Annotated in this window: 24 protein-coding genes and 3 pseudogenes; 15 read left to right on the forward strand and 12 right to left on the reverse strand. The window is 72.2% G+C overall.

Features of this window, described 5'->3' with window-relative positions; genetic code table 11:
• Positions 1-11: 11 nt before the first annotated feature.
• Entirely contained in the window at positions 12-1,361 is a 1,350-nt protein-coding gene (locus tag ACZ4UV_RS23575) for a TerD family protein (protein ID WP_451022881.1), read from the reverse strand.
• 279 nt (positions 1,362-1,640) lie between these two features.
• On the opposite strand from ACZ4UV_RS23575, the gene ACZ4UV_RS23580 reads away from it, so the two are divergent.
• From ACZ4UV_RS23580 to ACZ4UV_RS23595, 4 genes are all read left to right on the forward strand, one after another.
• Positions 1,641-2,099, forward strand: coding sequence for a DUF6643 family protein (locus tag ACZ4UV_RS23580; RefSeq protein WP_351494900.1), 459 nt, complete (start codon positions 1,641-1,643; stop codon positions 2,097-2,099).
• Positions 2,100-2,141: 42 nt separating this feature from the next.
• Positions 2,142-2,966, forward strand: coding sequence for an MOSC domain-containing protein (locus ACZ4UV_RS23585; protein ID WP_451022878.1), 825 nt, complete (start codon positions 2,142-2,144; stop codon positions 2,964-2,966).
• Positions 2,967-3,174: 208 nt separating this feature from the next.
• Complete coding sequence (locus ACZ4UV_RS23590) at positions 3,175-3,780, forward strand: Rv1733c family protein (protein WP_467840401.1); 606 nt, start codon at positions 3,175-3,177, stop codon at positions 3,778-3,780.
• 174 nt (positions 3,781-3,954) lie between these two features.
• A complete protein-coding gene (locus ACZ4UV_RS23595; RefSeq protein ID WP_451022734.1) occupies positions 3,955-6,393 on the forward strand; it encodes a right-handed parallel beta-helix repeat-containing protein in 2,439 nt (812 codons plus the stop codon).
• Here the strand turns inward: ACZ4UV_RS23595 and ACZ4UV_RS23600 are convergent, their stop codons facing one another.
• Positions 6,394-8,643 carry a hypothetical protein gene (locus tag ACZ4UV_RS23600; protein WP_451022735.1) on the reverse strand — a complete coding sequence of 750 codons (2,250 nt, stop codon included), beginning with the start codon at positions 8,641-8,643 and terminating at the stop codon, positions 6,394-6,396.
• Between the two features lie 401 nt (positions 8,644-9,044).
• Between ACZ4UV_RS23600 and ACZ4UV_RS23605 the strand changes: the two genes are divergently transcribed.
• Positions 9,045-9,863, forward strand: a complete 819-nt coding sequence (locus tag ACZ4UV_RS23605) for a DeoR/GlpR family DNA-binding transcription regulator (RefSeq protein WP_351494892.1) — start codon at positions 9,045-9,047, stop codon at positions 9,861-9,863.
• An 88-nt stretch (positions 9,864-9,951) separates the two neighbouring features.
• On the forward strand, positions 9,952-10,422 hold the full coding sequence (locus ACZ4UV_RS23610) for an SRPBCC family protein (RefSeq protein ID WP_390039642.1): 471 nt from the start codon (positions 9,952-9,954) through the stop codon (positions 10,420-10,422).
• On the opposite strand, the gene cds1 is transcribed toward ACZ4UV_RS23610, so the two are convergent.
• Positions 10,391-11,551 carry an L-cysteine desulfhydrase Cds1 gene (cds1, locus tag ACZ4UV_RS23615; protein WP_451018872.1) on the reverse strand — a complete coding sequence of 387 codons (1,161 nt, stop codon included), beginning with the start codon at positions 11,549-11,551 and terminating at the stop codon, positions 10,391-10,393. The two genes, ACZ4UV_RS23610 and cds1, sit on opposite strands and share 32 nt — an antisense overlap.
• Before the next feature lie 368 nt (positions 11,552-11,919).
• Between cds1 and ACZ4UV_RS23620 the strand changes: the two genes are divergently transcribed.
• Both ACZ4UV_RS23620 and ACZ4UV_RS23625 read left to right on the forward strand, forming a co-directional pair.
• Positions 11,920-12,243, forward strand: coding sequence for a hypothetical protein (locus tag ACZ4UV_RS23620; protein WP_217544805.1), 324 nt, complete (start codon positions 11,920-11,922; stop codon positions 12,241-12,243).
• 214 nt (positions 12,244-12,457) lie between these two features.
• The gene (locus tag ACZ4UV_RS23625) at positions 12,458-13,057 is read left to right on the forward strand and encodes an ATP-binding protein (RefSeq protein ID WP_451018873.1); all 600 of its coding nucleotides are present in this window, start codon (positions 12,458-12,460) and stop codon (positions 13,055-13,057) included.
• Between the two features lie 49 nt (positions 13,058-13,106).
• Here the strand turns inward: ACZ4UV_RS23625 and ACZ4UV_RS23630 are convergent, their stop codons facing one another.
• Positions 13,107-13,397 (reverse strand): SHOCT domain-containing protein, encoded by a 291-nt coding sequence (locus tag ACZ4UV_RS23630; RefSeq protein WP_390039729.1) that lies wholly within the window; start codon positions 13,395-13,397, stop codon positions 13,107-13,109.
• Between the two features lie 160 nt (positions 13,398-13,557).
• Between ACZ4UV_RS23630 and ACZ4UV_RS23635 the strand changes: the two genes are divergently transcribed.
• The 4 genes and pseudogenes from ACZ4UV_RS23635 to ACZ4UV_RS23650 all read left to right on the forward strand — a co-directional run.
• On the forward strand, positions 13,558-14,127 hold the full coding sequence (locus ACZ4UV_RS23635) for a TetR/AcrR family transcriptional regulator (RefSeq protein ID WP_451018874.1): 570 nt from the start codon (positions 13,558-13,560) through the stop codon (positions 14,125-14,127).
• A gap of 5 nt (positions 14,128-14,132) precedes the next feature.
• Positions 14,133-14,522 carry a (R)-mandelonitrile lyase gene (locus tag ACZ4UV_RS23640; RefSeq protein ID WP_467840408.1) on the forward strand — a complete coding sequence of 130 codons (390 nt, stop codon included), beginning with the start codon at positions 14,133-14,135 and terminating at the stop codon, positions 14,520-14,522.
• Positions 14,523-14,537: 15 nt separating this feature from the next.
• Complete coding sequence (locus tag ACZ4UV_RS23645) at positions 14,538-15,122, forward strand: DUF4865 family protein (protein WP_451018876.1); 585 nt, start codon at positions 14,538-14,540, stop codon at positions 15,120-15,122.
• Positions 15,116-15,386: pseudogene (locus tag ACZ4UV_RS23650) on the forward strand (phosphotriesterase family protein); the annotation flags it as partial. The gene ACZ4UV_RS23645 and the pseudogene ACZ4UV_RS23650, both read left to right, overlap by 7 nt.
• Positions 15,387-15,699: 313 nt before the next feature.
• Here ACZ4UV_RS23650 and ACZ4UV_RS23655 read toward each other — a convergent pair.
• From ACZ4UV_RS23655 to ACZ4UV_RS23670, 4 genes are all read right to left on the reverse strand, one after another.
• Complete coding sequence (locus ACZ4UV_RS23655) at positions 15,700-16,239, reverse strand: NAD(P)H-dependent oxidoreductase (RefSeq protein WP_451018877.1); 540 nt, start codon at positions 16,237-16,239, stop codon at positions 15,700-15,702.
• A 91-nt stretch (positions 16,240-16,330) separates the two neighbouring features.
• Positions 16,331-17,311, reverse strand: a complete 981-nt coding sequence (locus ACZ4UV_RS23660; RefSeq protein WP_451018878.1) for an aldo/keto reductase — start codon at positions 17,309-17,311, stop codon at positions 16,331-16,333.
• A 365-nt stretch (positions 17,312-17,676) separates the two neighbouring features.
• On the reverse strand, positions 17,677-18,159 hold the full coding sequence (locus ACZ4UV_RS23665) for a nitroreductase family deazaflavin-dependent oxidoreductase (protein WP_451018879.1): 483 nt from the start codon (positions 18,157-18,159) through the stop codon (positions 17,677-17,679).
• 20 nt (positions 18,160-18,179) lie between these two features.
• Positions 18,180-19,025, reverse strand: coding sequence for an SDR family oxidoreductase (locus ACZ4UV_RS23670; protein WP_451018880.1), 846 nt, complete (start codon positions 19,023-19,025; stop codon positions 18,180-18,182).
• 240 nt (positions 19,026-19,265) lie between these two features.
• Between ACZ4UV_RS23670 and ACZ4UV_RS23675 the strand changes: the two genes are divergently transcribed.
• Positions 19,266-20,225: a helix-turn-helix domain-containing protein gene (locus ACZ4UV_RS23675; protein ID WP_451018881.1), complete on the forward strand. Its 960-nt coding sequence runs from the start codon at positions 19,266-19,268 to the stop codon at positions 20,223-20,225.
• Positions 20,226-20,343: 118 nt separating this feature from the next.
• Here the strand turns inward: ACZ4UV_RS23675 and ACZ4UV_RS23680 are convergent.
• Positions 20,344-20,514 (reverse strand): annotated as a pseudogene (locus ACZ4UV_RS23680) (ATP-binding protein); the annotation flags it as partial.
• A gap of 277 nt (positions 20,515-20,791) precedes the next feature.
• Here ACZ4UV_RS23680 and ACZ4UV_RS23685 point away from each other — a divergent pair.
• Positions 20,792-21,139, forward strand: a pseudogene (locus ACZ4UV_RS23685) (phosphotriesterase family protein); the annotation flags it as partial.
• Positions 21,140-21,202: 63 nt separating this feature from the next.
• Here the strand turns inward: ACZ4UV_RS23685 and ACZ4UV_RS23690 are convergent.
• The gene (locus ACZ4UV_RS23690) at positions 21,203-22,675 is read right to left on the reverse strand and encodes a ketol-acid reductoisomerase (RefSeq protein WP_451018882.1); all 1,473 of its coding nucleotides are present in this window, start codon (positions 22,673-22,675) and stop codon (positions 21,203-21,205) included.
• 88 nt (positions 22,676-22,763) lie between these two features.
• Here ACZ4UV_RS23690 and ilvY point away from each other — a divergent pair, with 88 nt between their 5' ends.
• Positions 22,764-23,618, forward strand: a complete 855-nt coding sequence (ilvY, locus tag ACZ4UV_RS23695) for an HTH-type transcriptional activator IlvY (RefSeq protein ID WP_467840415.1) — start codon at positions 22,764-22,766, stop codon at positions 23,616-23,618.
• An 18-nt stretch (positions 23,619-23,636) separates the two neighbouring features.
• On the opposite strand, the gene ACZ4UV_RS23700 is transcribed toward ilvY, so the two are convergent.
• Both ACZ4UV_RS23700 and ACZ4UV_RS23705 read right to left on the reverse strand, forming a co-directional pair.
• Entirely contained in the window at positions 23,637-24,872 is a 1,236-nt protein-coding gene (locus ACZ4UV_RS23700; RefSeq protein WP_351494878.1) for an ROK family protein, read from the reverse strand.
• An 88-nt stretch (positions 24,873-24,960) separates the two neighbouring features.
• Entirely contained in the window at positions 24,961-25,626 is a 666-nt protein-coding gene (locus ACZ4UV_RS23705) for an alpha-ketoglutarate-dependent dioxygenase AlkB family protein (protein ID WP_451018884.1), read from the reverse strand.
• Between the last annotated feature and the right edge of the window lie 40 nt (positions 25,627-25,666).

Consider the following 25,666-nt stretch of genomic DNA (forward strand, 5'->3'; position numbering starts at 1 on the left):
GCCCGCGTCCGTCACTTGCGGCCGGGCGTCCAGTTCATGCCCCAGCCGTAGGCGCGGTCGACGGTGCGCTGCGGGCTCACCCCGCGCTCCGGGACCAGGTAGCGGGCCTCGCGCTGGACGACGAGGTCGCCGCCGGCACCGGTGAGGAGGGCGAGCGCGCACACGGTCGAGGGAACCGTGCACTCGTCCAGGGAGAAGTCGACCGGGGCGCCGTGCTGGGGCTGGAGGGTGACGGTGGCGTGCAGGTCGGCGAAGGACGTGGCGCCCTGGTAGATCGTCACGAAGATCAGGATGCGCCGGAAGTCCTGTTTGTGATCGAGGTTGACGGTGAGGTTCTCACCGCTCGACACGGCACCGGTGCGGTCGTCGCCGTCGAGGTGGATGTACGGGGGCCGGTTCAGGGAGCCGAAGGCGTTGCCCAGCGCCTGGACGACGCCCTTGCGGCCGTCGGCGAGCTCGTACAGGGCGCACAGGTCGAGGTCGAGGTCGCCCGCCCCGCCGTGCCGGCCGCCCCAGCCCGGGAGCTGTTTGCGGACCTGCCAGTTGAGGTTGACCCGCAGCGCGCCCGAGGTGCCGCCCTGTTTGGCCAGCGACACGGAGGGGGCCGCCTTGGTGAGTGTCACCTTGGACAGCCGTACCGGTGCGGCCGGCGGGGGCGGCGGGACGGGCGGAGCGGCGGAGGTCGGCGCCGGGTACTGCGAGGTGGGCGGGCCGGCGGGCCACTGCGGGGCGACCGGCCCGGGTACCGGCGGGGCGACCGGAGCCGGGGCGGGGGGCGGAGTCGGCGGGGCACCCTGCGGCATGGGCGGCCGCGCCGGGTGCTGCGGCTCGTCCACCGTGATCCCGAAGTCGGTGGCGAGCCCTTCCAGCCCGCTGCTGTACCCCTGCCCCACCGCACGGAACTTCCAGCCGCCCTGGCGGCGGTACAACTCACCGAGCACGAAAGCGGTTTCCACCGTGGCGCCCGTGCTGTCGAACCGGGCGACCACCTGCCCGTCGGCCGCGTTCCGGACCTCGACGTAGAGGCCGGGGACCTGCCCAAACGTTCCGCCGTCGGCCGAGGCCGCCAGGACGATCCGCTCGATCGGGGTCTCCACGCGCGCGAGGTCGACGAAAAGAGTGTCGGTGACCAGGTCGCCGGAGCGCCGCTTGCCCTCGTGCCGGACCGCGCCCGAGGCGTGCGCCGGCTGGTTGTAGAAGACGAAGTCCCCGTCGGAGCGCACTTTCCCGGCGACCAGCAGCAGCGCCGAGGCGTCCGCGTCCGGGGCGCCCGGGCCGGAGCGCCAACCCAATTCGACACGCAGTGCCGTGGTCGGCACCGGCGTATTCGATCCTTTCGGCATTGACATGTCCGCCCCCATCATGTGTCCGCACGCCGGGTGCGCCCCGGCCGCCCCAGATCATCCCTACCCTCACAACCTATTCCCGGGGACAGGGATCTCCCATGAACGGCACAGGAAGCTCCCTGGCCAACTGGCGGTAACCGGCTCGGAACTCGGCCTTTACACGATCCGAACGCTGATTGCCGTCCTTTTTTGCCGAGTTCGCTCGGATTGGGGATCCGGCGTCACTGCCGACACGGAAAACAACCCTCTTATCGGTCTCCCCAACCAGCACATCGTGGGCTTAACTTATGTGCCATGACCTCCCCCCGCTCCACCTATGGCGGCGGCTACTACTCCGCCTCCTTCCCGGACACTCCGATCTACGACTCGCTCGTGGCCGAACGGGGCACCCCTCAGATCGCCCCGATCCGGGTTCCTCCCGCCTACGACGCGCCGAGCAGCTTCAGCAACCTGCCCGCGCTGCCGTCGGCACTGCCCGCCCTTCCGGCGGGCCCCTCCCAGCCGGCCCCGGGCTACGGCTACCCGCAGCAGATGCAGCAGCCCGCACCACTGCAGCAGGCGCCCACGGCGTACATCCCGCAGCAGGCGACGGGACCGCGCGGCTACCCCGCGCAGCAGCCGCAGCCGCCCCGTCCGATGATGGGCGGCACGGGTTACGAGGCGATGCGCCCGGCGGCTCCGCGCCCCGCGCCGACGGCTCCGTACCAGGACCCGTACAACAACCAGCAACAGCAGCAGTACCGCGGCTACTGACCAGCAGCCCCCGATGTCCGTGCGGCCTGGCACGATGGCGTCATGGGAATGGCCGAACTGCAGTCGATCCACGTCCACCCGGTCAAGGCGCTCCGGGGCTTCTCGCCCCGGGAGGCCGTCGTGGAGCCCTGGGGGCTGGCCGGTGACCGACGCTGGGTTCTGATCGACGACGGGGGAAAGGTCGTCACCCAGCGGGTACAGCCGCGTCTCGCGCTCGCCGCTGCCGAGCTGCTGCCCGGCGGCGGCGTACGCCTGTCCGCGCCCGGGCGCCCACCCCTGACCGTGCCGGTCCCGGAGCCGGGGGTCACGGTGCCGGTGGACATCTTCGGCACGAAGGTGGAGGCGGTCCTCGCAGCGGAGCCGGCCCATGCGTGGTGCGGCGCGTATCTGGAGGCCGACGTCCGCCTCGCGCACATGGACGACCCCGCGAGCCGCCGCCCGGTCGATCCGGACCACGCGCTGCCGGGCGAGACCGTGAGCTTCGCCGACGGCTATCCGCTGCTGGTCACCACGCAGGCCTCGCTGGACGCCCTCAACTCCCTCGTCGCGCGGGGCGACCACCCCGGCGAGGGCCCGCTGCCCATGGACCGCTTCCGGCCGAACGTGGTCGTGCGGTCCACCCCGGCCTGGGCGGAGGACGACTGGAGCCGGATCGCCATCGGCGAGGTCGAGTTCCGGGTCGCGAAGAGGTGCGGGCGGTGCATCGTGACCACCACCGACCAGGCGACCGCCGAGCGCGGCCGAGAGCCGCTGCGGACGCTGGCACGGCACCGCAGGTTCGGCAACCAGCTGGTCTTCGGGCAGAACCTGGTACCGCGCTCCCCCGGCACGATCCGGGTGGGGGACCCGGTCCGGGTCCTCGGCTGAGACCCCGGGGGGCCGGGCGGTGTCGGTGACCGTGCGTCGGGCGATCACCGTCGCGTTCCGGGAACCCGAGCCCGCGGCCCGGTCGTTGGGGGTCGTGAGAAGTTCATGAGGGTCCCTGCCGGGGGTGATTTCGCTCTCTCTTCGGCCGGGGTCCCAGGTGAACGGACCGGGCGGGGGTTATCACGGAGCGGGAAGGGGGTGGTGGCCGGTGCGAGCGATCCGCGGCCTGTGGCGCTGGCGGCGCAATCCGCTGCGCCGCGCGACCGACCTGGCCGAGGCCTGGGTGGCCCTGGCGGCACTGGTGCTGATCGTGGTGGCCGCGCCACTGCTCGGCTCGTTCGTCGGCGCCGCCGCCCAGGACAGCCTCCAGCGGTCGGTTCGGCAGCAGCAGCACGACCGGCATCTGGTCCTGGCCACGGTGGTGCGCAAGCTGGGCGGCGCCCCGGTGGAGCCCGACGCCGACGCGACCAGCGTCCACGACACCCGCAGCCGTGTCCTCGCCGACTGGACGGCACCGGACGGCACCCGGCAAGAGGGCCCGGTCCTGACGACCATCAAATCCCCGCACAAGGGCGACCACTTCGACGTCTGGACGGACCGGCAGGGGGTCGTCACGGCCCGTCCGCTGGACACCGCGACCGCGACGACGCACGCCGTGCTGGCCGGGTTCGGCGCGGCCCTGCTGGCCGCGGGGCTGGTCGAGGGCGGCAGACGGACGATCGTCTGGCGTATGGTCCGTCGCAGGTACGCACGGTGGGACCAGGCCTGGGACCGGGCGGGCCCGGACTGGGGCAAGGCCGGGACGGGCAGCTGACGGCCTTTCCGTCTCTGGTCAACCCACCACCTCGGCGCACGCTACGGTGGACCGGCCGAAGCGCATTCGGCATCGACCCGCGCGCGAGCGGACCACAGGGCCGGGCACCGTCCGCGGTGCCGCCCGCAAGGCGAGCGAGCGATCTGTACGACGAGGTGGGGGCACGGCAACGCCATGGCACAGGGCACGGTCCAGGTGACGCACACCGGCACATCGAGGTGGCGGCGCCGCACGGGTGAGTACGCGTCGCTCGCCGCCGCCCTGGAGGCCGCCGCCGACGGCGACGTCCTCACGGTCGCGCCCGGCACCTACCGGGAGAACCTCGTCGTCCAGCGGGCGGTGACGCTGCGCGGGCCCGAGGGCTCGCCCGGCTCGGTGCGCATCGCCCCGGCGGACGGGGTCCCGCTGACCGTGCGCGCCTCGGCGGTCGTACAGGACCTGCACGTCGAGGGCCAGGACGCGGCCGCGCCCGCGCTGCTGGTCGAGGAGGGCACCCCCGAGCTGCTGGACGTGCGGATCGTCACCCGGTCCGCCGCCGGGATCGAGGTGCGCGGCGGAGCCCGGCCGACCGTGCGGCGGTGCACCGTGGACAACCCGGCGGGCATCGGGATCGCCGTACTCGACGGCGGCGGCGGGGTGTTCGAGGAGTGCGAGGTCGTGGCGGCCGGCCAGGCGGGTGTGGCGGTGCGCGGCGGCGGCCATCCGCGGCTCGACCGCTGCCGGGTGCACCACGCCTCGGGCACCGGCATGACGGCGACCGGGGAGAACTCCGCGCTGGAAGCGGTGGGTTGCGAGATCTACGAGGTGCGCGGCTCCGGTGTGCAGGTCACCGCGCGGGCCACGGCACACCTCACCGACTGCGATGTGCACCGCACCACCGCCGACGGGGTCACCCTCGACACCGACGCGGTGCTCACCCTTGCCGACTGCCGCATCCACGACATCCCGGAGAACGCGGTCGACCTGCGCTCGCGGTCGGTGCTGACGCTGACCCGGACGACCGTGCGTCAGTTCGGCCGCAACGGCCTGTCGGTGTGGGACCCGGGCACCCGGGTGGACGCGAACCAGTGCGAGATCTTCGACAGCACGGGCGACTATCCCGCGGTGTGGGTCAGCGACGGCGCCACCGTGGTCCTGGACTCCTGCCGGGTGCACGACGTGCCGGACGCCCTGTTCGTGCTGGACCGCGGCTCCCGCGCGGACGTCGTCGACAGCGATCTCTCCCAGGTGCGCAACACGGCTGTGTCGGTGAGCGACGGCGCCACCGCGCAACTCGACGACTGCCGGATCCGGGACGCGGCCACCGGCGCCTGGTTCCGCGACCACGGCAGCGGCGGCACCCTCAACAACTGCACGGTGGACGCCACCCAGACCGGAGTGATCGTCACCAAGGGCGCGGACCCCACCATCGAGCGCTGCACGATCGACTCCCCGGCCGAGGCGGGCTTCTACGTGTCGGCGGGCGGCCGTGGCACCTTCCAGAACTGCCGGGTCACGGGCAGCGGCGGCTACGGCTTCCATGTGATCGACGGCTGCCGGACGACGCTGCGCAGGTGCCGTACGGAGCGGTGCGCGCGCGGGGGCTACGAGTTCGCGGACGGCGGTCCGGACGCGGGGGCGGGCACCGGCCCGGTGGTGGAGGACTGCACCAGCGACGAGAGCGGCAGCCTGCGCCCGCCCGCGGCGCGCGAGACGGTCGTACAGACCTCGCACCAGTCACCCGGCCTGCTGGGCGCGATCCCCGGCCAGCGCAGCACCGAGCAGGAACCGCTCCTCGCCCCTGCCGCGCCCGGGGAGTCGGCCCGGACCTCGAAGGCCGTGCTCGGTGAGCTCGACGCGCTGGTGGGTCTGGACAGCGTCAAGCGGGAGGTCCGTGCGCTGACCGACATGATCGAGGTCGGCCGGCGCCGCCAGCAGGCCGGGCTGAAGGCCGCCTCGGTCAAGCGGCACCTGGTGTTCACGGGCTCCCCCGGCACCGGCAAGACGACGGTGGCCCGGCTCTACGGCGAGATCCTCGCCTCCCTCGGGGTGCTGGAGAAGGGTCATCTGGTCGAGGTGTCCCGGGTCGATCTGGTCGGCGAGCACATCGGCTCCACGGCGATCCGCACCCAGGAGGCCTTCCAGCGGGCGCACGGCGGTGTGCTGTTCATCGACGAGGCCTACGCGCTGTCGCCGGAGGACGCCGGGCGGGACTTCGGCAAGGAGGCCATCGACACCCTGGTGAAGCTGATGGAGGACCACCGGGACGCCGTGGTGGTGATCGTCGCGGGCTACACCGAGGAGATGGAGCGCTTCCTTTCGGTCAACCCCGGTGTCGCGTCGCGTTTCTCCCGGACCATCACCTTCAGCGACTACGGCCCGGACGAACTGCTGCGGATCGTGGAGCAGCAGGCCGACGAGCACGAGTACCGGCTGGCGCCGGGTGCCTCCGACGCGCTGCTGGAGTACTTCACGGTGCTCCCGAAGGGCCCCGCGTTCGGCAACGGCCGTACCGCCCGGCAGACCTTCGAGGCGATGGTGGAACGGCACGCGAGCCGGGTCGCCCAGCTCGCCGACCCGACCACCGACGACCTCACCCTGCTGTACCCGGAGGACCTGCCCGAACTCGCCTGATCAGCCGCCCGGTTGCGGTCGCTGCCCGGGCAGCTCCGGGCGCAGCCGGGCCAGCAGCCGCTCCCGTTCCTCGGCGAAGGCCGGGTCCGCCTGGTAGTCGGAATGACCCAGGATCGGGGCCGGGAGCGGGTGACCGGGGGTGCGACCGTAGGCGAGGGGGTCCTTCAGCGGCGCGTGGTCGACCTCGGGGCCGTCGCCGTCGGGGATCCGCACGGGGCCGCCGATGGGATCGGTGAGGCGGTAGAGGTTGCGCCAGCAGGCGACCTCGCGGTGCAGGGAGCCGAGTTCGGCGGGACCGAAGTGGGCCGGGAACCAGCGGCCGTACAGCCGTTCCAGCGGCGAGCCGTACGTCAGCAGGGCGACCCGGCTGCGGACCGACGGGGCCAGCTGCCAGGCGGCCGCCGCGGCGAGGACGCTGCCCTGGGAGTGACCGGAGATGACCAGCCGGCCGCCGGTGCGGCGGGTCCAGGTGACCATCCGCCAGGTCAGGTCGGGGACCGCGCGCTCGGCGTAGCAGGGCGGGGCGAAGGGGTGGGCGGCGCGCGGCCAGAAGGTGCCGACGTCCCAGAGGATGCCGATGGTGCGCCGCGCGGAGGCGTCCTTGTAGGCGCGCCGGCCCCAGGTGACGAAGAGTATGAAGCCGAGTCCGACCAGCCAGGAGCCCAGCGCCTGCGAGGTCTCGGCCGCGCCGTGCACCAGGGCGTACGTCCGGTCGGCCGCCGCGTCCGGGGTCCGGCCGGTGGCCAGCGCGCCCACCAGCGCCCCGGCCCCCAGCACCAGCGTGGCGGCGCTCAGCACGGTGACCACGAGCGGCGTCCGGTCGGTGAGGACCGCCATGGCCCGGACCCGGGCGATACGGCGGCTGCGGGCCGCGTCCTGCGGCTCCCCGGGGTGGCCGAGGTCGACGGCGGCGCGTTCCACGCGGCCGAGGCGAGAGGTGCGCCACGACAGCCAGGCGACCGCGGCGAGCAGCACCACGAGCACCGGCGGGATCACCGACGCCTGCCAGGTCAGCAGCACCGGAGGGCCGGCGATGGAGGTGCCGGTGCCGTCCAGCCAGTCGGAGACCCGCTGGGCGACCCCGCCCGAGATCACCCCGCCGAGCGCGCAGGCGAGCAGCGCGACCGCGGGCCCGCCGAGGCCGCGCATCGCGGCGCGCGGATCGGGCAGCCGGCGGTGCAGGTCGTGGGCGACGGCCGCGAGGACGATCACCAGCACGCCCTGGGCCAGGGCCAGACCTCCGAAGGTGGTGTCCCCGGCGAGCCGCCCCACCGAGCGCCACCCCGGCCGGGACCAGCCGGCGTACAGCACCACGAGCACCAGCAGGGCGAGCGCGCCGAGCGGCAGGCGTCGTACGAGGTGCCGGTCGAGCTCCTGGTCGAGGAGGTTCTCGCTGCGGCCCCGGCGGCAGACCACCCACACCGCGGCGAGGGCCCCGGCGATCAGGGCGCCGGTCAGCAGCCACCCGATGGTGTCCAGTACGGCGGTTCCGCCCGGCCGGCGGTCGAAGGCGGCCGCCGGCGCGAGGACCGCGGCGGCGACGGTGAGCAGGCCCGCCGCGGTGTGGGCGGCACGCAGCCGGGCGACCAGCCGGCGTCCGTACCAGAAGCCGGGGCTGCCGAGGGAGGTGTGGCCGGGCTCGGTGTCGTTGGCCAGGGGACGGGTGGACTCGTAGGCGCTCCAGGTGCGGTGCGAGAGGTACCAGAGCAGGCCGGTCAGGGCGGTGGGGACCAGGGCGGCCAGGGCTAGGCGGCGGCCGGGCGCGCTCCACCAGCCGCCGTGGGAGCCGGCGGGCGAGAGGAAACCGAGCCAGGTGTGCCGGCGGGCGCAGGCGGTGACGCCCGCGCACTGCCAGGCGGCGAGGTCCAGGGCGACCTCGCAGGCGGCGGCGACCAGCAGCACGGTCAGGGTGAGCCCGGCGATCCGGACCAGCAGGCCGTAGAAGCGCACGGTGCGCGGCCGGTCCTCGGCGGCGGGGCGCATCCAGTGGGCGAGGTTGACCACCATGAACGGCAGGAGCAGCAGCCACAGCGCGCGGGAGGCGTTGCCCGAGGTGAGGTTGCACCAGACGTATGCCTCGGACACCGTCCGGTCGCGGTAGTCGCCGGGCCGGGACTCGGCGTCGACGTCCTCGGCACGCCGGAAGACCGCGGCCGTGTCGTCGCCGGTGATCCGCACCGTGCGCGGATCGTCGAGCATCTTCTCCGGCGTGGTACCGCCGACCCCGTGGACCAGGAGCTCCAGGTCGATCTCCGGTGCGGCGGGCCGGTCCGCGGGCGCGGCCTCCGTCCGTGTCCCCGTCTCCGTCAGTCGCTCGGCGGGGCTTGTGCCGGTGGTGCGTTCCTGCGCGCGTTCCACTCTTGTCGCACTTCCCCCGTGACGCGCCGATGGTCTGTGTCCGTGCGGGTCTCAGGATCGCCGATTCCGGTGTGACACACACCACTCGCCACGGAATCTCCCCGTTGTGTGTGACACCCAGGGCAACACGTGGTGTCCAAATGACATGTGCGCACCGACACAGGGAGTAGCGCAACCTGTGTGGTCCCGTGAAAGGATGGGGCGCCCGCACACCGGAGCCGGACGGAATGTCCTGGTCGGAGCTGGTACGCAGGGCGTGTCGGACGGCTTGAGGCGAGAGGACCGGAGCGTACGTGAGCGAGAACCAGAACCTCCTCGCGGAGCAGCGCCGCGCCCTGATCCTGGACGAGGTCCGGCGCCGGGGCGGCGTACGGGTCAACGAGCTGACCCGCAAGCTCGGTGTGTCGGACATGACCGTACGCCGGGACCTGGACGCGCTGGCCCGGCAGGGTGTGCTGGAGAAGGTGCACGGCGGTGCGGTGCCGGTGGTCGAGGCGAGCACCCACGAGCCGGGGTTCGAGGCCAAGTCGGGGCTGGAGCTGACCGCGAAGGAGGACATCGCGCGGGCAGCTGCCGAACTGGTCGTGCCGGGCACGGCGATCGCCCTGTCCGGCGGTACGACGACGTACGCGCTGGCCCATCATCTGCTGGAGGTCCCCGACCTGACCGTGGTGACGAACTCGGTGCGGGTCGCGGACGTCTTCCACGCGGCCCAGCGGGTCTCCGGGCAGCGCCAGGGCGCGGCGACGGTGGTCCTGACCGGCGGGGTGCGCACCCCGTCCGACTCCCTCGTGGGCCCGGTGGCCGACCAGGCGATCGCGGCGCTCCACTTCGACCTGCTCTTCCTCGGCGTGCACGGCATATCGACCGAGGCCGGCCTCTCCACGCCCAACCTCGCGGAGGCGGAGACCAACCGCCGCCTGGTGCAGTCGGCCCGGCGGGTCGTGGTGGTCGCCGACCACACCAAGTGGGGCACGGTGGGCCTGAGTTCGTTCGCCAAGCTGGAGCAGATCGACACGCTGGTCACGGACGCCGGACTGCCCTCCGACGCGCGTGCGGAGATCTCGGAGCATCTGCGCCGGCTGGTGGTGGCGGGCGAGGCCGAGGCCTGATCGCGTCGGCGGTACAGACATCTGACGGTCCGGCAGTTATCGTGGCGACGCCGGTCAACCGCCTTACCAGCCAAGGGGGTTCTTGCCCATGGCACGCCGACTGCGCCCCGTGGGGCTCGACTTCGTCGAGACCGCGCCCGTACGCCTGGTCTTCGCGCAGGAGATGTCCGCGCCACCCGAGCGGGTCTTCCACGCGCTCAACGACGACGTGCCCGGCTGGGCGGAGTGGTTCGCCGCGGTGACCCACGCCGAGTCCGTCGACGACGGTGCCGGGCGCGACATCCGGCTCAAGGGCGGCGGGCGGTTCCGGGAGACGGTCATCGCGGCCAAGGAGGCGGAGGTGTACGCCTACCGGGTGGACCTGACCAACGCGCCCGGTGCGCACGCCCTCGCGGAGGAGTGGCGGCTCGTGCCGTCCGGCGGCGGCACTCGGGTGCAGTGGACCTTCGCCGTGGACGGCAACGCACCGTTCCGTCTCGTGGTCAGGGCGGCACGCGCCGGGCTGGGCCGCGCCTTCCGGGGCGCGGTCACCGAACTGGACCGGCGCCTGGCGCGGTAGCGCCTCGGTCGGGCCAGACCCCTGTCTCCAGCAGCGACTCGATCGCCGCCGCGTAGGGCGCGATGTCCAGGCCCTGTTCGGCGAGCCAGGTGTCCGAGTAGTACTTGTCGAGGTAGCGGTCGCCCGGATCGCAGAGCAAGGTCACCACGCTCCCCCGCCGCCCCTCGGCCACCATCTCGGCGACGATCTTCAGCGCACTCCACAGCCCGGTCCCGGTCGACCCTCCGGCCTTCCGCCCGATCGTCCGCTCCAGCGCCCGCACCGCGGCCACGCTCGCCGCATCCGGCACCTTCATCATGCGGTCGACGGCCCCGGGCACGAAGCTCGGCTCCATCCGCGGCCGCCCGATGCCCTCGATGCGGGACCCGCAGTCGCAGGTGACGTCCGGATCGCCGGTGGTCCAGCCCTCGAAGAAACAGGAGTTCTCCGGGTCGGCGACGCAGATCCGCGTATCGCGCTGGGTGTAGTGGACATAGCGCGCGAGCGTCGCGGACGTACCGCCCGTGCCCGCCGTGGCGACGATCCAGGCCGGCTCCGGGAACCGCTCCAACTCCAGCTGACGGAAGATGGATTCGGCGATGTTGTTGTTGCCGCGCCAGTCCGTGGCCCGTTCGGCGTAGGTGAACTGGTCCATGTAGTGGCCGCCGGTCTCCACCGCGAGGCGCGCGGACTCCTCGTACATTTTCCGGGAGTCGTCCACGAAATGGCACTGCCCGCCGTGGAATTCGATGAGCCGGCACTTCTCGGCGCTGGTGGTGCGCGGCATGACGGCGATGAAGGGCACGCCGATGAGCTTGGCGAAGTACGCCTCGGAGACGGCCGTCGAACCGCTGGACGCCTCGATCACCGGGCGGCCCGGCCGGATCCAGCCGTTGCACAGGCCGTAGAGGAAGAGCGAGCGCGCCAGCCGGTGCTTGAGGCTCCCCGTCGGATGCGTCGACTCGTCCTTGAGGTAGAGGTCGATGCCCCAGGCCTCGGGCAGCGGGAAGCGCAGCAGGTGCGTGTCCGCCGAGCGGTTCGCGTCCGCCTGGACCTTGCGGACGGCCTCTTTGAGCCAGTCCCGGTAGGCGGCGTCACTGCGGTCGACGTCGAGGGTGGCGCCGGTCCGGATCTGCGGGGTGGTGCTCACGACGGGACTCCTTACGCTTCGCGCCGACGGCGTCCGAACGCGGCCGACGCATCGATCATAAACACCTTCCGCACGCTTCTCACCTGCATAAACGCATCTTTGGGCGCCTCAAAGGCACCCCTGGGGAACAGGGATGAACAGTGGCTCGAACCCTCCGGGGGCGCACGGCGACGAGTGCTCCGAGCGCCCCCCGCCCGGCGGTCCGTGCGTACTGGTGCTCCGCGCCGAGGGCGGGCAGACTGCCACCGGACGGGACGAACGTCTCGAACGGGGGCGCACACTGGATCACGACACGAGCCGGAGCGCGCCGGGCCGGTGCCACAAGCTTCCGGACGGCGACCGACGTACTCGAAAAGGGGCGGGGCAGGATGGCGGAGCCGGAGTTCACGGCGAAGGGCGTGCGGATCGACAAGCGGCTGCGTTCGCTCACCCGGGCCGGGCAGGTCCGGATAAGGGACGGCAGGCTGCAGTTGCTCACGAGCTACGGCAGCGAGATCGACAGCGCGCCCGTGCAGGCGGTGCGCGCCTCCAAGCCGTGGTTCGCGTCCGAGGACCGGGCCTTGGCCGACCTCAACGGCCAGCGCTACTCACTCACCCTGGGTGACCACGACCCCGCGCCGGGCGAGCCCGGCCCGCCCGCGGCGCGCCGCTTCATCGAGGCGGTACGGCGAGCCGCGGGGCGTGACCGCTGAACCGCACGGAACTGCGAGACGTGACCGCCGGGCCACGGCGAGTTGCGGGACCGTACGCACTGGGTCACGCTTGTCTCACGTCACTCTGGGTTTACCGGCGATAACGCTGCGAACCAGCCCGCCGGACACGACAGCAGGCGGCCCCATGGACGGCGGCGCCCTGCTGGATCCGTTCTCCGTGTTCTTCCGGACCTCACGTCGGGGAGTCGCAGCCGTGATCAAACACCCAAGCAGACACTGCTCGGTGGAGCTCCAAGCACTGCCCTCGCGGATCGGCCAGGTCCGCAGAATCGTATCTGCGCAGTTGCGCTACTGGCATCTCGACCCGTTGATCGACCGGGCCGCGCTCGGTGTGACGGAGTTGCTCACCAACGTCCACCGGCACGCCCAGACCGACAAGAACTGCACCGTGGAGATTGAGCTCCAGCTCGACCGCCTCACGGTGTCGGTCCGCGACCACGATCCGCGCCTTCCGGTGGTCGCGGACGGCACGGAGATCGCACCGATGGCCACCTGCGGGCGGGGGCTCGCGATGGTGGCCGCGGTCAGCGAGAGCTGGGGGGTACGGCCGCACGACGACGGCAAGGTCGTGTGGTTCACCCTGCCGGCATCGACGGCCACGCCGAAGGCGGCCGCCCGTCCGCAGCGCCGGGCCGCCGAACCGGCACCCCGCCGGATCGTCGAGCCGGAACCCACGACCGCCGGTGCGCCCGCCGTCGCACCCGCACCCGTCGGCGCCCCGGCCCCCGCACACGCGACCGCCGCCGTTCCCGGTGCCGCACACGCTCCCGCCCGCTCGGCTGTCGCCAGTTGAGCGGGCGGTGAGTCTCCTCGCCGAGTCTCTCCCCGGCTTCACCGCTTCCTCATACCGCGCCGCCCTTGCCGATGCGGCCGAACTGCTCCTCCAGGACGGACAGCCTCCGCCAGTACTCGTCCTCATCGATCTCGCCGGAGGCGAACCGGCGGCCGAGGACCGCGAGCGGCGAGTCACCGGACGGACGGCCGGCGTCCATCGGGCGCCAGGGTCCGCCGCGGCCGCGCCACCCGGTGCGGCGCAGGAACGTGCCGACGCCGATCACGACGGCCGCCCAGATCAGCGGGAAGAACAGGATCCACGGGCCGGGCCCGCCGTTCCAGTTCGCCAGGGTCTGCATGTCGGTCAACTCCCCAGGGTCTCGGTGTGATGTACCGAGACTGACCGCCGGGAGGGGTCTCGGTCGTCGTGCGGCCGACGGCACCGGCCGTACCTCCCGGGGAGTACGCCGCGGGTGGGGCCCTGCTCCCCGAAAGGGCCGGCGCTCTGTAACTACTAGTATGTACAGTCGATGTATGAGCACGTCGGAACGGTTGATCGAGTCCACTCGCGAACTGCTGTGGGAGCGCGGCTACGTCGGCACGAGTCCCAAGGCGATCCTGGAGCGCGCGGGCGCCGGCCAGGGCAGCATGTACCACCACTTCAAGGGCAAGCCGGACCTGGCGCTGGCCGCGATCCGGCGAACCGCCGGGGAGCTCCTGGCCACCGCCGAGGCCGTACTCACCGGACCGGGCACGCCCTACGAGCGGATCGAGGCGTATCTGCGGCGCGAGCGCGACGTGCTGCGCGGCTGCCCGGTCGGCCGGCTGACCATGGACCCGGACATCATCGCGAGCGACGAACTGCGCGCGCCGGTCGACGACACGCTCGACCGGATCCGGGAGCTGATCGCCGGGATCGTCGAAGAGGGCAAGGAACAGGGGCAGTTCGGGCCCCGGCTGGACGGCGGGGAGATCGCCGCGACCGTGCTCGCGACCGTGCAGGGCGGCTACGTGCTCGCCCGGGCGTCCGGTTCCCCCGCCGCGTTCGACGCCGGGGTGCGCGGACTGCTGTCCCTACTGAGGAGTTGACGTACGTGCACATCACCAGAGAGCGCCCGGACACCCGGTGGGGCCCGGCGGAGAACTTCACCGGGACGGTGTGGCTGGACGAGCCGGCCGCGCCCGCCGCACCGTCCCGGCTGCGCATGTTCAGCGTCCACTTCGCGCCCGGCGCCCACACCGCCTGGCACCGGCATCCGCACGGCCAGGTGCCGCACGTCCTGGAGGGCGCGGGGCTGGTGCGGCGCAGGGGCGTCGAGCCGGAGGCGATCCGCGCGTGTGACACGGTGTGGATCGAGCCGGGCGAATGGCACTGGCACGGAGCCGCACCGCGCAGCTTCATGACGCATCTCGCGGTCGTGGAGGCCGCCGAGGACGGCACGACCACCGAGTGGCACGAGCACGTGACCGACTACCCGGCCTGAGGAGCGATCAGCGCGATGCACGCCATGCAGTACGAGTTCACCCTGCCCGCCGACTACGACATGGGCGTCATCCGCTCCCGCGTCGCGCGCGTCGGGCATCTGCTGGACGACTGGGACGGCCTCGGCATCAAGACCTACCTCATGCGCGAGCGGGGGCACCACGGCTCGCCGGTGAACCAGTACGGGCCGTTCTATCTCTGGAACACCGTGCAGGGCATGAACGGCTTCCTCTGGGGAGGCGCCTTCCAGGGGCCTGTCGACGACTTCGGGCGGCCGCGCGTACGGCAGTGGACGGGCCTGGCCTTCGAGGAGGGCACCGCCGCCGGCTCCCCCGCCGCGTACGCCGTGCGGCGGCGGCAACCGGTGCCGGACGGTGTGGAGTTGGCCGCCTTCATGGCAGGGGCGGCGGACGAGACGGGGCGGCTGGCGGCCGCGGACGGGGCCGTGCTGGCGGCGGCCGCCGTGGACACCTACGCCTGGGAACTGGTCCATTTCTCACTCTGGGAGCACGACACGCCCAAGGCCGAGGGCGACGTCTTCCAGGTACTGCATCTGTCCGAGCCGGGGAGCGGCGCGCTGCCGCGCGGGCGGCAGTGGTGAGCGCTGTCCGTACGGTCCTCGGCGACATCCGGCCCGCGGACCTGGGCGTCTGCGACGCGCACGACCACCTGTTCCTGCGCAGCCCCCGGCTGCCGGAGCAGGAGCTGAACGACGCGAGCGCCGCGCGCCGAGCTTGCCGCGTTCCGGGCGGCCGGCGGGGCGGCCGGCGTGCAGTGGCCGCCGTACGGGATGGGACGGCGGGCCGCGGACCTGTCCCTGCTGTCCCGGTCCGCCGGTGTGCACGTGGTCTGCGCAGGCGGTCTCCAGCCACAAGCAACTGTTGCTTGGATTTCAGTGACTGTGGGTGGCTTTATGTTCACTCTTTGATGATCGATGGGGTCTGCCCACGATCGGGTGACATCTTGACCTGCCCCACTGTTTGGGTTCCAGCTTGACCTGCCCCACTGTTTGGGTTCCAGCTTGACCTGCCCCACGGTTTGGGTTCCAGCTGCGTTGGCTAACTGGCGGCGGGGATGGTGTCTTGTTCGGAGAGTAGTTCGTACTCGATCGGGGTGCGGTAGCCCAGTGCTGAGTGGCGCCGCTGTCGGCGAGGGCGGCCGTTCACGTGGGAGTGCGGTCAGGCGGCGAAGGAAGCGAGCAGTTCGTTGTACTGCTTGGCGGCGGTGGACAGGTCCTGGTCGGAGAGGCCGAAGGCGGTGCCGTACAGCTTGACCATCGGCTGGATGTCGAACTGGCACAGCCGCAGGGTTGCGTGCCAGTTGCTGAGGAGCGTCTCGAGGGTGGTCTTGTTCGCGCCTTCGGGGGTGTAGTGCTCGGCGGGGACGCCGGCGGTGACGGCGACGACGGCCTTCTTGCCGGCCAGCTGCGAGGCAGAGCCGTCCATGGTGAAGGCCCAGCCGAGGGTGAAGACCTTGTCCTGCCACTGCTTGAGCAGAGGGGTGGTGTTGTACCAGAACACCGGGTGCTGGAAGACGATCACATCGTGTTCGGCCAGCAGTGCCTGCTCGGCGTCGACGTCGATCTGGAAGTCGGGGTAGGTGGCGTAGAGGTCGTGCACGGTGACATGGGCCAGCTCGCGGACGGCGTCCACCAGAGCCTTGTTGGCCTTCGACTGGGACAGGTCGGGGTGGCCTACGACAAGGAGAACCTTGGACATGATGAGAAAGCCTCTTCAGTGATCAGCGAAATGGGTGAAGGGAAGCGGGTTGGTCGGGTGCGACGGGTCAGTACGTCGCCGGGGCGTCAGATCACCGGTCGATGGTGGCCATGTTCGCCTCGTCGTGGCGCTCGCCCGCGGCCGGTGTGAGGTTGTTCAGGCGGTCGAGCTGAGCGGCGCTGAGTTCGATGCCGTCGGCTGCGGTGTTTTCTTCGACGCGTGCGACCCGCCGGGTGCCGGGGATGGGGGCGATGTCGTCGCCGCGGGTCAGCAGCCAGGCCAGCGCGGTCTGGGCCGGGGTGGCGCCGATCTCGACCCCGATGGCCTGTACTTCGTCGACGATGCGCAGGTTGCGCTGGAAGTTCTCGCCGATGAAGCGCGGGTTGGTCTTGCGCCAGTCGTCGTCGGCGAAGTCGTCGACGGTGCGGATCTGCCCGGTCAGCAGGCCGTGCCCGAGCGGCGAGTAGGGCACGAATCCGATGCCGAGCTCGCGCAGCAACGGGAGGATCTCGGCCTCGACGTCCCGGGTCCACAGCGAGTATTCGGTCTGCAGCGCGGCCACCGGATGCACGGCGTGCGCCCGGCGGATCGTCTCGGGACCGGCTTCGGAGAGGCCGATGTGACGGACCTTGCCCTCGGCAACCAGCTCGGCCAGCGCGCCGACGGTCTCCTCGATGGGCGTGTTCGGGTCGACCCGGTGCTGGTAGTAGAGGTCGATGTGGTCGGTGCCGAGCCGCACGAGCGAGCCTTCGACCGCGGCCTTCACGTTGCCGGCGCTGCTGTCGATCACGCCGGGGCCGTCGCCGGCGTGGGAGACGAGACCGAACTTCGTCGCCACGACGACGTCGTCGCGGCGGCCCTTGATCGCCTTGCCGACGATTTCCTCGCTGTGGAAGGGGCCGTAGATCTCGGCGGTGTCGATGTGGGTGACCCCTAGGTCCAGCGCCCGGTGGATGGTGCGGATCGACTCGGCGTCGTCGAGCCCCCCGCCCGTGGTGTACATGCCGGCCATGGTCATGGCTCCCAGCCCGATGCGGGAGACATCGAGCCCGCCCAGTGATACGTGCTTCATCAGGTACTCCTTTTCGTGACGGCCGTCAGGCCGGTGTGATCAATGGGGTGCGGCACCAGCTGGCGGACCGTGCTTCGGTGGTCCGCGCGCTGCCGGCGCGGGCGCCGTTGCCGGGTAGCGGGTCAGCGCCGTAGGTGCACCCGACGGCTTCCGGCCTCGGCCGGGCATGGTGCTCAGGCGTGGGTGTCGTCGTAGGTCAGGCTGCCGAGGACATCGATGCCGCGGTCGCCGGTGATGTGCTTCGTCCAGGCGGCCGGGCGGGCCGACCATGGGGGATTCGAGCTGGCCGCTGTCAGGTGGGGTCCGACGCTGGTGTTGCCAGGGCCGGGCTGCGGTGGGTCCGGGGCTGAACCGGCTGCGCCGGGTCAGTGCTCGTGGGCCGCCGGCTCCAGAACGAGGACCGGGATCTCACGTTCCGTGTTCTTCTGGTACTCGGCGTAGTCGGGGAACGCTTCGACGGCTCGGGCCCACCACAGGGCCTTCTCGTCCCCGGTCACCTCGCGTGCCAGCATGTCCTGGCGCACCGGGCCGTCCTGGAGCTCGACCCGGGGGTCGGTCACCGCGTTGTGGTACCAGACCGGGTGCTTGGGGGCTCCTGCCATGGAGGCGACCACGGCGTAGACGCCGTCGTGTTCCACCCGCATGACCGGGGTCTTGCGGATCTTGCCGCTCTTCGCGCCCAGGGTGGTCAGGATGACGACGGACAGGTCCCGGAGCCTCTCGTCTTCCTCCCGTGCGACCAGGACACTCAGCGTCGTTCCCTGCGTACCGCCGGAGCTTTCGTACAGCTCCACCTGGTCACGTACAAACTGCGCCTTGCTCGGCTCGTACTCGCCTTTGAGGGGCATGTCGGCTCTCTCCGTGCTGGTCAGGCGTGGGCGTCGTCGTAGGCCAGGCTGTCGCCCAGTTCGCGGGATGCCTCGGCCTGGGCGAGGAGCTCCTTCGCCTTGGCCTCGGCGGCCTCGATGGCGTCCGCACCGGCGACGAATCGCAGCAGCGGCTTCTCCTGCTGGGCGATGGTGAGCAGGGCGCGGGCGAGCTTGGCGGGGTCGCCGGGCTGCTTGCCGTTCATGCTCTTCATGCCCTCGATCCGGGGTGCGGTGCGCGGGGCGTAGTCGTCGATGGACAGCTCGGGCCAGGTGGTGGAGCCGTCCACGAGGAGTTCGGTGCGGAAGTAGCCGGGCTCCACGATCGTGGTGTGGATGTTGTACGGATCGACGTCGTAGCGCAGGGACTCCATCCAGCCCTCTTCCGCGAACTTGGAGGCGGCGTAGGCGGAGGTGAACTCCATGCCGACCAGCCCGGCGGTCGAGGTGATGGTGATGACGTGGCCGGCGCGCTGCTTGCGCATGATCGGCAGGACGGCGCGGGTGACGTTCATCGGGCCGAAGAGGTTGGTCTCGAACTGCTGGCGCATCTGCGCGGGCGAGATCTCCTCGAAGTAGCCGGTGAAGAGGTTCCCGGCGTTGTTGATCAGTACGTCGATACGGCCGAAGCGGTCGACGGCGGCCTGCGCGGCAGCCTCGGCGTCGTCCAGGCTGGTGACGTCCAGCTTGGTGACCAGCAGATTGTCCTGCGGCCCACCCAGGGTCTTCTCGCCCTCCTCGGGGCGGCGGCCGGTGGCGACGACCTGGTGGCCGGCGGCGAGGGCCTCGCGGGCGATGTCCGTACCCAGACCGCGTCCGGCACCGGTGACGAGAATGACTTTGCTCATGGGGGGTTCCTTTCAGGCGCCGTGATCCGGCACCCGCTGTGTGCGGGGAGATGCATCGCCGACGGCGCCGTAGAGGAGGCTGAGACCGGCGGCACGAGCGCCGTCTGTCTGGACGGCTCACACCGCCGTGGGCGGTGCATCACCAACAAAACCGGCTGTCACGCGAGGGTGGGAGTCCCTGATGAGGGGGTCACTGACAGGGACCCCCAACCCGGCGGAAGCGCTCGTAGAGTGAAGCGCATGGCAGGCAGAAACGACCCCAACGGCAGCAACCGCGACATTCGTGCTGATTTCCGTGTGGAGATCCGGGAATTCCTGGGCACGCGGCGGGCCAGGGTCACTCCTGAGCAGGCCGGGCTGCCCGTGTACGGCGGAGAGCGCCGACGGGTCACGGGGCTGCGCCGCGAGGAGGTCGCCCTCCTCGCGGGTATCTCCAGCGAGTACTACACCCGGCTGGAGCGCGGCAACGCCACCGGCGTCTCTGAGAGCGTCATCGACGGCATCGCGCAAGCACTTCAGCTCGACGAGGCCGAACGCATCCACCTGCTCGACCTCCTACGCGGCGCCGGCACGACCCGCCCGCCACGCCGCCGCCCGGCCCAGCAGCGTGTCCGGTCCACGGTGCAGCGCGTCCTCGACTCGATGAGCGGCACACCCGCGTTCATCCTCAGCGGACGCGGGGACATCCTCGCCGCCAACCACCTCGGGCGCGCCCTGTTCTCCCCCGTCTACGCCGACCCGGTACGGCCGCCCAACAACGCCCGGTTCGTCTTTCTCAGCCCGCACGCGACCGAGTTCTTCCGCCACTGGGACGAAGTCGCCAACGACACGGTCGCCATGCTGCGCGCCGAGGCCGGCCGCGATCTGTACGACCGGCGGCTGACGGACCTGATTGGGGAGCTGTCCACCCGCAGCGAGGAATTCCGCCGCCGCTGGGCGGCCCACAACGTCCGGATGCACACCACGGGCGTGAAGCTCCTCCACCACCCGGTCGTCGGCGACCTCGACCTGCCCTTCGAAACCTTCCCGCTCCCCGACGGCCCCAGCCAGTTCCTCCTCACCTACACCGCCGAGCCCCACTCACCCTCGCAGGACGCCCTGAACCTGCTGGCCAGCTGGGCCACGGGCAACGAGGACATCGAGCGGTCCGCGCCGGCCAACGACTCCGAGCCCGCCGACTCGGGCGAGACACCCGACTGAACGACGGGCCACGCGAGGCGACATGCCCGCCAGCGAGAACACCACAACTGACCACCCGGACGGCACCACCCATGGTGGCATCCAAGAGCAGGATCCGCGGACAAACGGTGCTGGCGTCATGGACCTCCACGGTCACCCATCCCGGCCCGGCCTCCAGCCGGAACCCGGTCACCCCGCCCGCATGCCGCACCGCGTTGGTGAACAGCTCCGACACCACCAGCAATACCGCGTCCACCGCGTCCTCGCCCTCCGGCGCGGCCACGACCAAGAACCCGCGGGACACTTCCCTGACCTGCCCAACCGTCCGGAGGGCTCTGTCATCGCCTAGGGGCCTGCGTCCTCATCGGGGGGATGCGCCATCACTGACATCCAGGAAATATGCAACCACCACTCTCACGGACGACGAACGGCGGCTCGCTGACGGGACATCAGACCGATGCTTCGCGCGATCTCGCCCCGGAGTTCGAAAGCAGGCACTGACCGTTTGACCTTGGGAGCAACAGCTTGCAATAGGCGAGAGAACGACGGGACTCCACCAAGCGGCCCACTACGCACCGGAGCTGCTCCGGGTGATCCTCGGTCATCTCAACCGCTCCCCCGACCTGGTCGTCCAGCGGCAGGCCGCCGCCTCCGGCTGCTGGCCGGCCTTCGACGGGCCGTCCCGGGCCGACCACGCCACCGACTGGCGGATGCCCGAGGCCGTACGGGCCCTGGCCGAGGCCGGGTTCGGGGACCGGGTGCTGCTCGGCGGGGACACCGTGGTGGCGCAGGCACGGTCGGTGGACGGCGGCCCCGGGATGCCGTACCTGCTGCGTCGGATGCGGCCCCGGCTGGTGGCCGAGTTGGGCGCGGAACACGTCGCCCGCATCCTCACCGACAACCCGGCCCGGGCCTTCTCCGTCGACTGGCGCTGAGCGCTCCGCCGACAGTGCCGCCATGTGCCGGCTGCGGCGCCGTCGTGGCCGGCCCCGATGCGCTCAGGCCACCGAGATGTCCACCGACGGGCGGAGCTTCGCCGCCGCGGCCAGCGCCTCGTGCGCCGGGTGGGCGTCGAAGGCGGCCAGCAGATCCTGGTCGGCCGGGCCTTGGGCCGCCGGGTAGGCGATCTGCTCGAGGGCCGCCTGGAAACGCGGGCCCCAGCGGCGGGTGCCGAGGCGGGCCGTGCGGGAGCAGTTGTCGACCATGTACGCCACGTCGCGGGCGTGCATGTAGGGCAGCAGCGAGTCGACCGCCTCGATGACGGACTCGTTGACGATCTCCGACCAGGGGTGGCCGCGCTCGGCGAACTCGTCGATCTGCGCCGTCATCGTGGCCACGAACACACCGGCGGTGAACGGCTCGACGGGCAGCTCCCGTCCGGCCCGCCGGGCCCGTACCCGCTCCCCCGCCGCCCACATCGGCGAGCCACCGATCCGGCTCATCTCCCGCTTCCCGAGCCGCCGTTCGGCGAGGATCACGCTCCGCAGCTCGGTGCCGTCGGCGACCTCGTCGTAGATCTCGGCGACGAGCTCGCGGGCCGGCCCGTAGGCCGCCGTGTACGCCCGGTCGAAGACCTCCCGGCCGGCCGGGTCGAGGTCCTCGCGGACGGCCCGCAGCCCGGCCCGCGAGACGGTCCGGGCCACGGGCCCGGTCACGTTCTCGCAGGACCGCTCGTACGCCGTCACCTCGTCGTCCCCGGCGAGCCGGTAGCGGGCGTACAGGCTCTCCACGATGCCGTGCACGGCACCGAGCAGAACGGCGCGTTCGCCGACGATGTCGGAGCGGTACTCGCTCTCCAGCGTGGTGCGGAAGGTGTATGGCGCGCCGAGCGCGACCGACCAGCCGAGGGCGAGGTCGGTGGCGCGGCCGTCGGGGTCGGCGTGCACGGCGAAACTGCTGTTGATCCCGGCGCCGTTGATCTCCGCGCCCTGTTCGTAGAGGCGGCGCACGGAGTCGCCCATGCCCTTGGGGCAGACCGCGATCACGCCGTGGCCGGCCGGGAAGTCGCCGCCGGTCGCCCTGAGGTGGCCGAGCAGGAAGCCGTGCGAGAGGCCGATGACCGCGCCGGGCTTGAGGGCCGCGAAGATCTCCCGGTGGTGGGAGGCGAGGGCGGCGTCGGCGATCAGCAGCAGGAGCAGGTCGCTGTCGGCGGCGACGGCGAGCCAGTCGCCGAGGGTGCCGTTCTCCTCGGTGAAGCCGTGCTCGCGGGCGTCGGCGGCCGAGGCGGAGCCGGGGCGCAGGCCGACGGTGACCGTGATGCCGGTGCCGGCGAGGGAGTCGCGCAGGTTGCGGGCCTGGGCGCGGCCCTGCGGGCCCCAGCCGAGGACGCCGATCCTGCGCACCCCGGCGAACGCCCGGGGCAGCAGGGGGAAGAGGTGCCGTCCGCCGCGCAGGATGGTCTCCGTGCCGCCGGGCACGTCCATGGTTTCCACTGCGAAGACGCCGGAGGTGTAGGTGGTCGTCGAGGTCATGGCCGAGTTGTAGGCTCCGGAAGGACGTTGCGGCAAGCGCAACTTCCGCAGCGGACTGTTGCGGATCGCGAAAGGGCCTGGTCAGGGAGTGCGGGACGATCACCGAGGGCTGCGGCTCTTCCTCCACCTCGCGCAGTCACTGAACTTCGGGCGCACCAGCCTGGACTGCCACGTCAGCCCGGCGACGCTGACCCGGACCGTGCAGCGGCTGGAGGCGGAACTGGGCCACCGGCTGTTCGACCGGGGTCCGCGCGGGGTGTCCCTGACGGCTGAGGGCCAGCGCTTCCGCGAATACGCCGTACAAGCACTGGAGTTGTGGCAGGCCTACCGCGACGAACGCCCGGACCCGGCCGAACTCAGCGGCAGACTCGCGGTGTTCGCCACCGTGACCGCCTGTCAGGCGCTGCTGCCCGGCCTGCTGGCGCCGTTCCGTGCGGCGCACCCTCAGGTACGGCTGGATCTGCGTACCGGGGACGCGGCGGCCGCCCTTGCCCGGCTCGACGAGGGCGAGGCCGACGTGGCCGTGGCCGGGATCCCGGCGCGGCTCCCGGAGTCCCTGGTCGGCCGCACGGTGACGGTCACCGACCTGGTCCTGGTCACCGCACTCGACCGCCCGGACCCCGGCCTGGACGGCCCGTTCGTCCTCCCCCAGCGCGGACTGGTGCGCGAGGCGGCCGACCGCTGGTTCCGGGCGCGGGGGCGGCCCGTGGCCGTCGCCTGTGAACCGGACGGCCACGAGGCCCTGTTGACCCTGGTCGCCCTGGGCTGCGGTACGGGGGTGGTACCCCGGCTGGTCCTGGAACACAGCGCGGTGCGGGACCGGATCGCGGTGCTGCCCGCCGACCCCGCGCCGGAGCCTTTCCCGATCGGGCTGTGCGTACGCCGGTCCGACCTCAGGCGGCCGCTGGTGGCGGCCTTGTGGAGCCTGACGGCACCGCGGTGACCGGGCCGCGGTGGCGGGTTACCGAAGTGCCCCGAGCGGGTCGTCCAGTACCGGCTGCCAGGCCAACTCGGCCGCGCCCACCAGGCTGTTGTGGCTCAGCGTGCACGGCAGGATCGGCACGCTGCCGCTCTGGCCCCACAGGCTGCGGTCGGCGACCACGGCACGCAGCCGCTCCGGGTCGGCGTCCAGCAGGGTGCGGTGCAGGCCGCCGAGGATGATCCGGTCGGGGTTGAGGATGTTGACCAGCCCCGCCAGGCCCAGGCCGAGGCGGTCGATCAGGGCCTCGGTGGCCCTGCGGACGGTCGGGTCGGCGTAGTGGTCGCGGATCAGGTCCTCGGCCTGCCGGAGCAGGGACACCTCGGGGCCGGGATCGCGGCCCGCCTCGATCAGCAGTGCCAGGGGATCGGCCTCCACGTCCAGACAGCCCCGGCTGCCGCAGTGGCAGGGGCGGCCCTCGGGGTTCACGGCCAGGTGGCCGACCTCCAGGGCGAGGCCCGAACTGCCCGTGTGCAGGCGGCCGTCCAGGACCAGCGCGCCGCCGACGCCCCGATGCCCGGTGGCCACGCACAGCAGGTCCCGGGCGCCCCGGCCCGCGCCGTGCCGGTGCTCGGCGAGCGCGGCCAGGTTCACGTCGTTGCCCGCGAACGCCGGGCCGGTGATCCCGGCCGCGCGCACGCACTCCGCGAAGATCCGGCGCACCGGCGCCCCCACCGGCCAGGCCAGGTGAAGGGGGTTGAGGGCCAGTCCCTCCGGTTCGGCGACGGCGGACGGCACGGCGAGACCCGCGCCGACACAGCGGCGGCCGGTGCTGCGCAGGAGGTCGGCGCCCGCCTCGACCACCGAGCCGAGCACCTTCGCCGGGTCGGCGTCGACGGCCTCGCAGCCGGGCGCGGTCGCGACGATCCGGCCGCCCAGGCCGACCAGCGCCGCGCGGAAACCGTCGGCGTGGACCTGCGCGGCGAGGGCGACGGGGCCGCTCTCGGCGACCTCCAGGCGGTGGGAGGGGCGGCCCTGCGAACCCGCGGCGGCGCCGGGGTGGGCGTCGACCCTGATCAGGCCGAGCGCCTCCAGTTCGGCGGCGACGGCGCCGGCCGTGGCCCGGGTGACGCCGAGCTCCGCGGTGAGCACCGCGCGGGTGGGGGCGCGGCCGGTGTGCACGAGTTCCAGCGCGGGGCCGAGTGCGCCGCGTCCTCGGTCCAACCGGGGTTTCGAGGTTCCGTTCCCCGTCGGGCCGGGGGCCGCCTTTCCGCTCATGGGAGGGAGTCTGCCATGATCCGTAGTCTTGAACGCCGCGGGTGCGTTGTGGCTGGTCGCGCAGTTCCCCGCGCCCCTGAAAGGGCGCTCAAGTGAGGGCACCTCCCAAGCCGCTCACTCTCAGTGTGACGTTGAGTCGGCCGGTCAGGCCCAGCTCCGCCGGTCCCGTGCCCGGGTGCACCCTCGGCACCCCGTGGTAGGCGAGCCGCGACTCTCCCCCGAACACGAACAGGTCCCCCGACCGCAGCTCCACGTCCGTGTACGGCCTGCCCCTGCTCTCGGTGTTGCCGAAGCGGAACACGCACGTGTCCCCCAGGCTCAGCGACACCACCGGTGCGTCCGACTTCTCGTCGGCGTCGCGGTGCATGCCCATGCGGGCGTCGGCGTCGTAGAAGTTGATCAGCGCGATGTCGTACGACAATCCGCCGACCGCCTCCGGCCCCAGAGCGTCGGTCACCGCGTGGCGGCCCAGTTCGTCGAGCCAGGCGGGGAACGGCTTCACGGGGCTGCCGTCGCCGTCGACGACCGTGCGGGCGTAGGCGTACGGGTGCCAGTGCCAGCCCAGGCAGACCTGGCGGGCGGTCATCGTGCCGCCGCCGGGCGTGCGGACCGTGCGCAGGCCCGCCGGGGGCCGGGCCCAGTCGCGGCAGGCGGCGAGCAGCGCGCGCTGCCGGTCCGGGTCCAGCCAGTCGGGGACGTGCACGGCGCCCGGTGCGATGCGGGCGCACGCCCTCGGGAACAGTTCGTCCTCCATGCCCCCCATCCTGCCCGACCGGGCCTGAGCTGCGGTTCCG

The sequence above is a fragment of the Streptomyces sp. NPDC028289 genome (genome assembly GCF_055565975.1).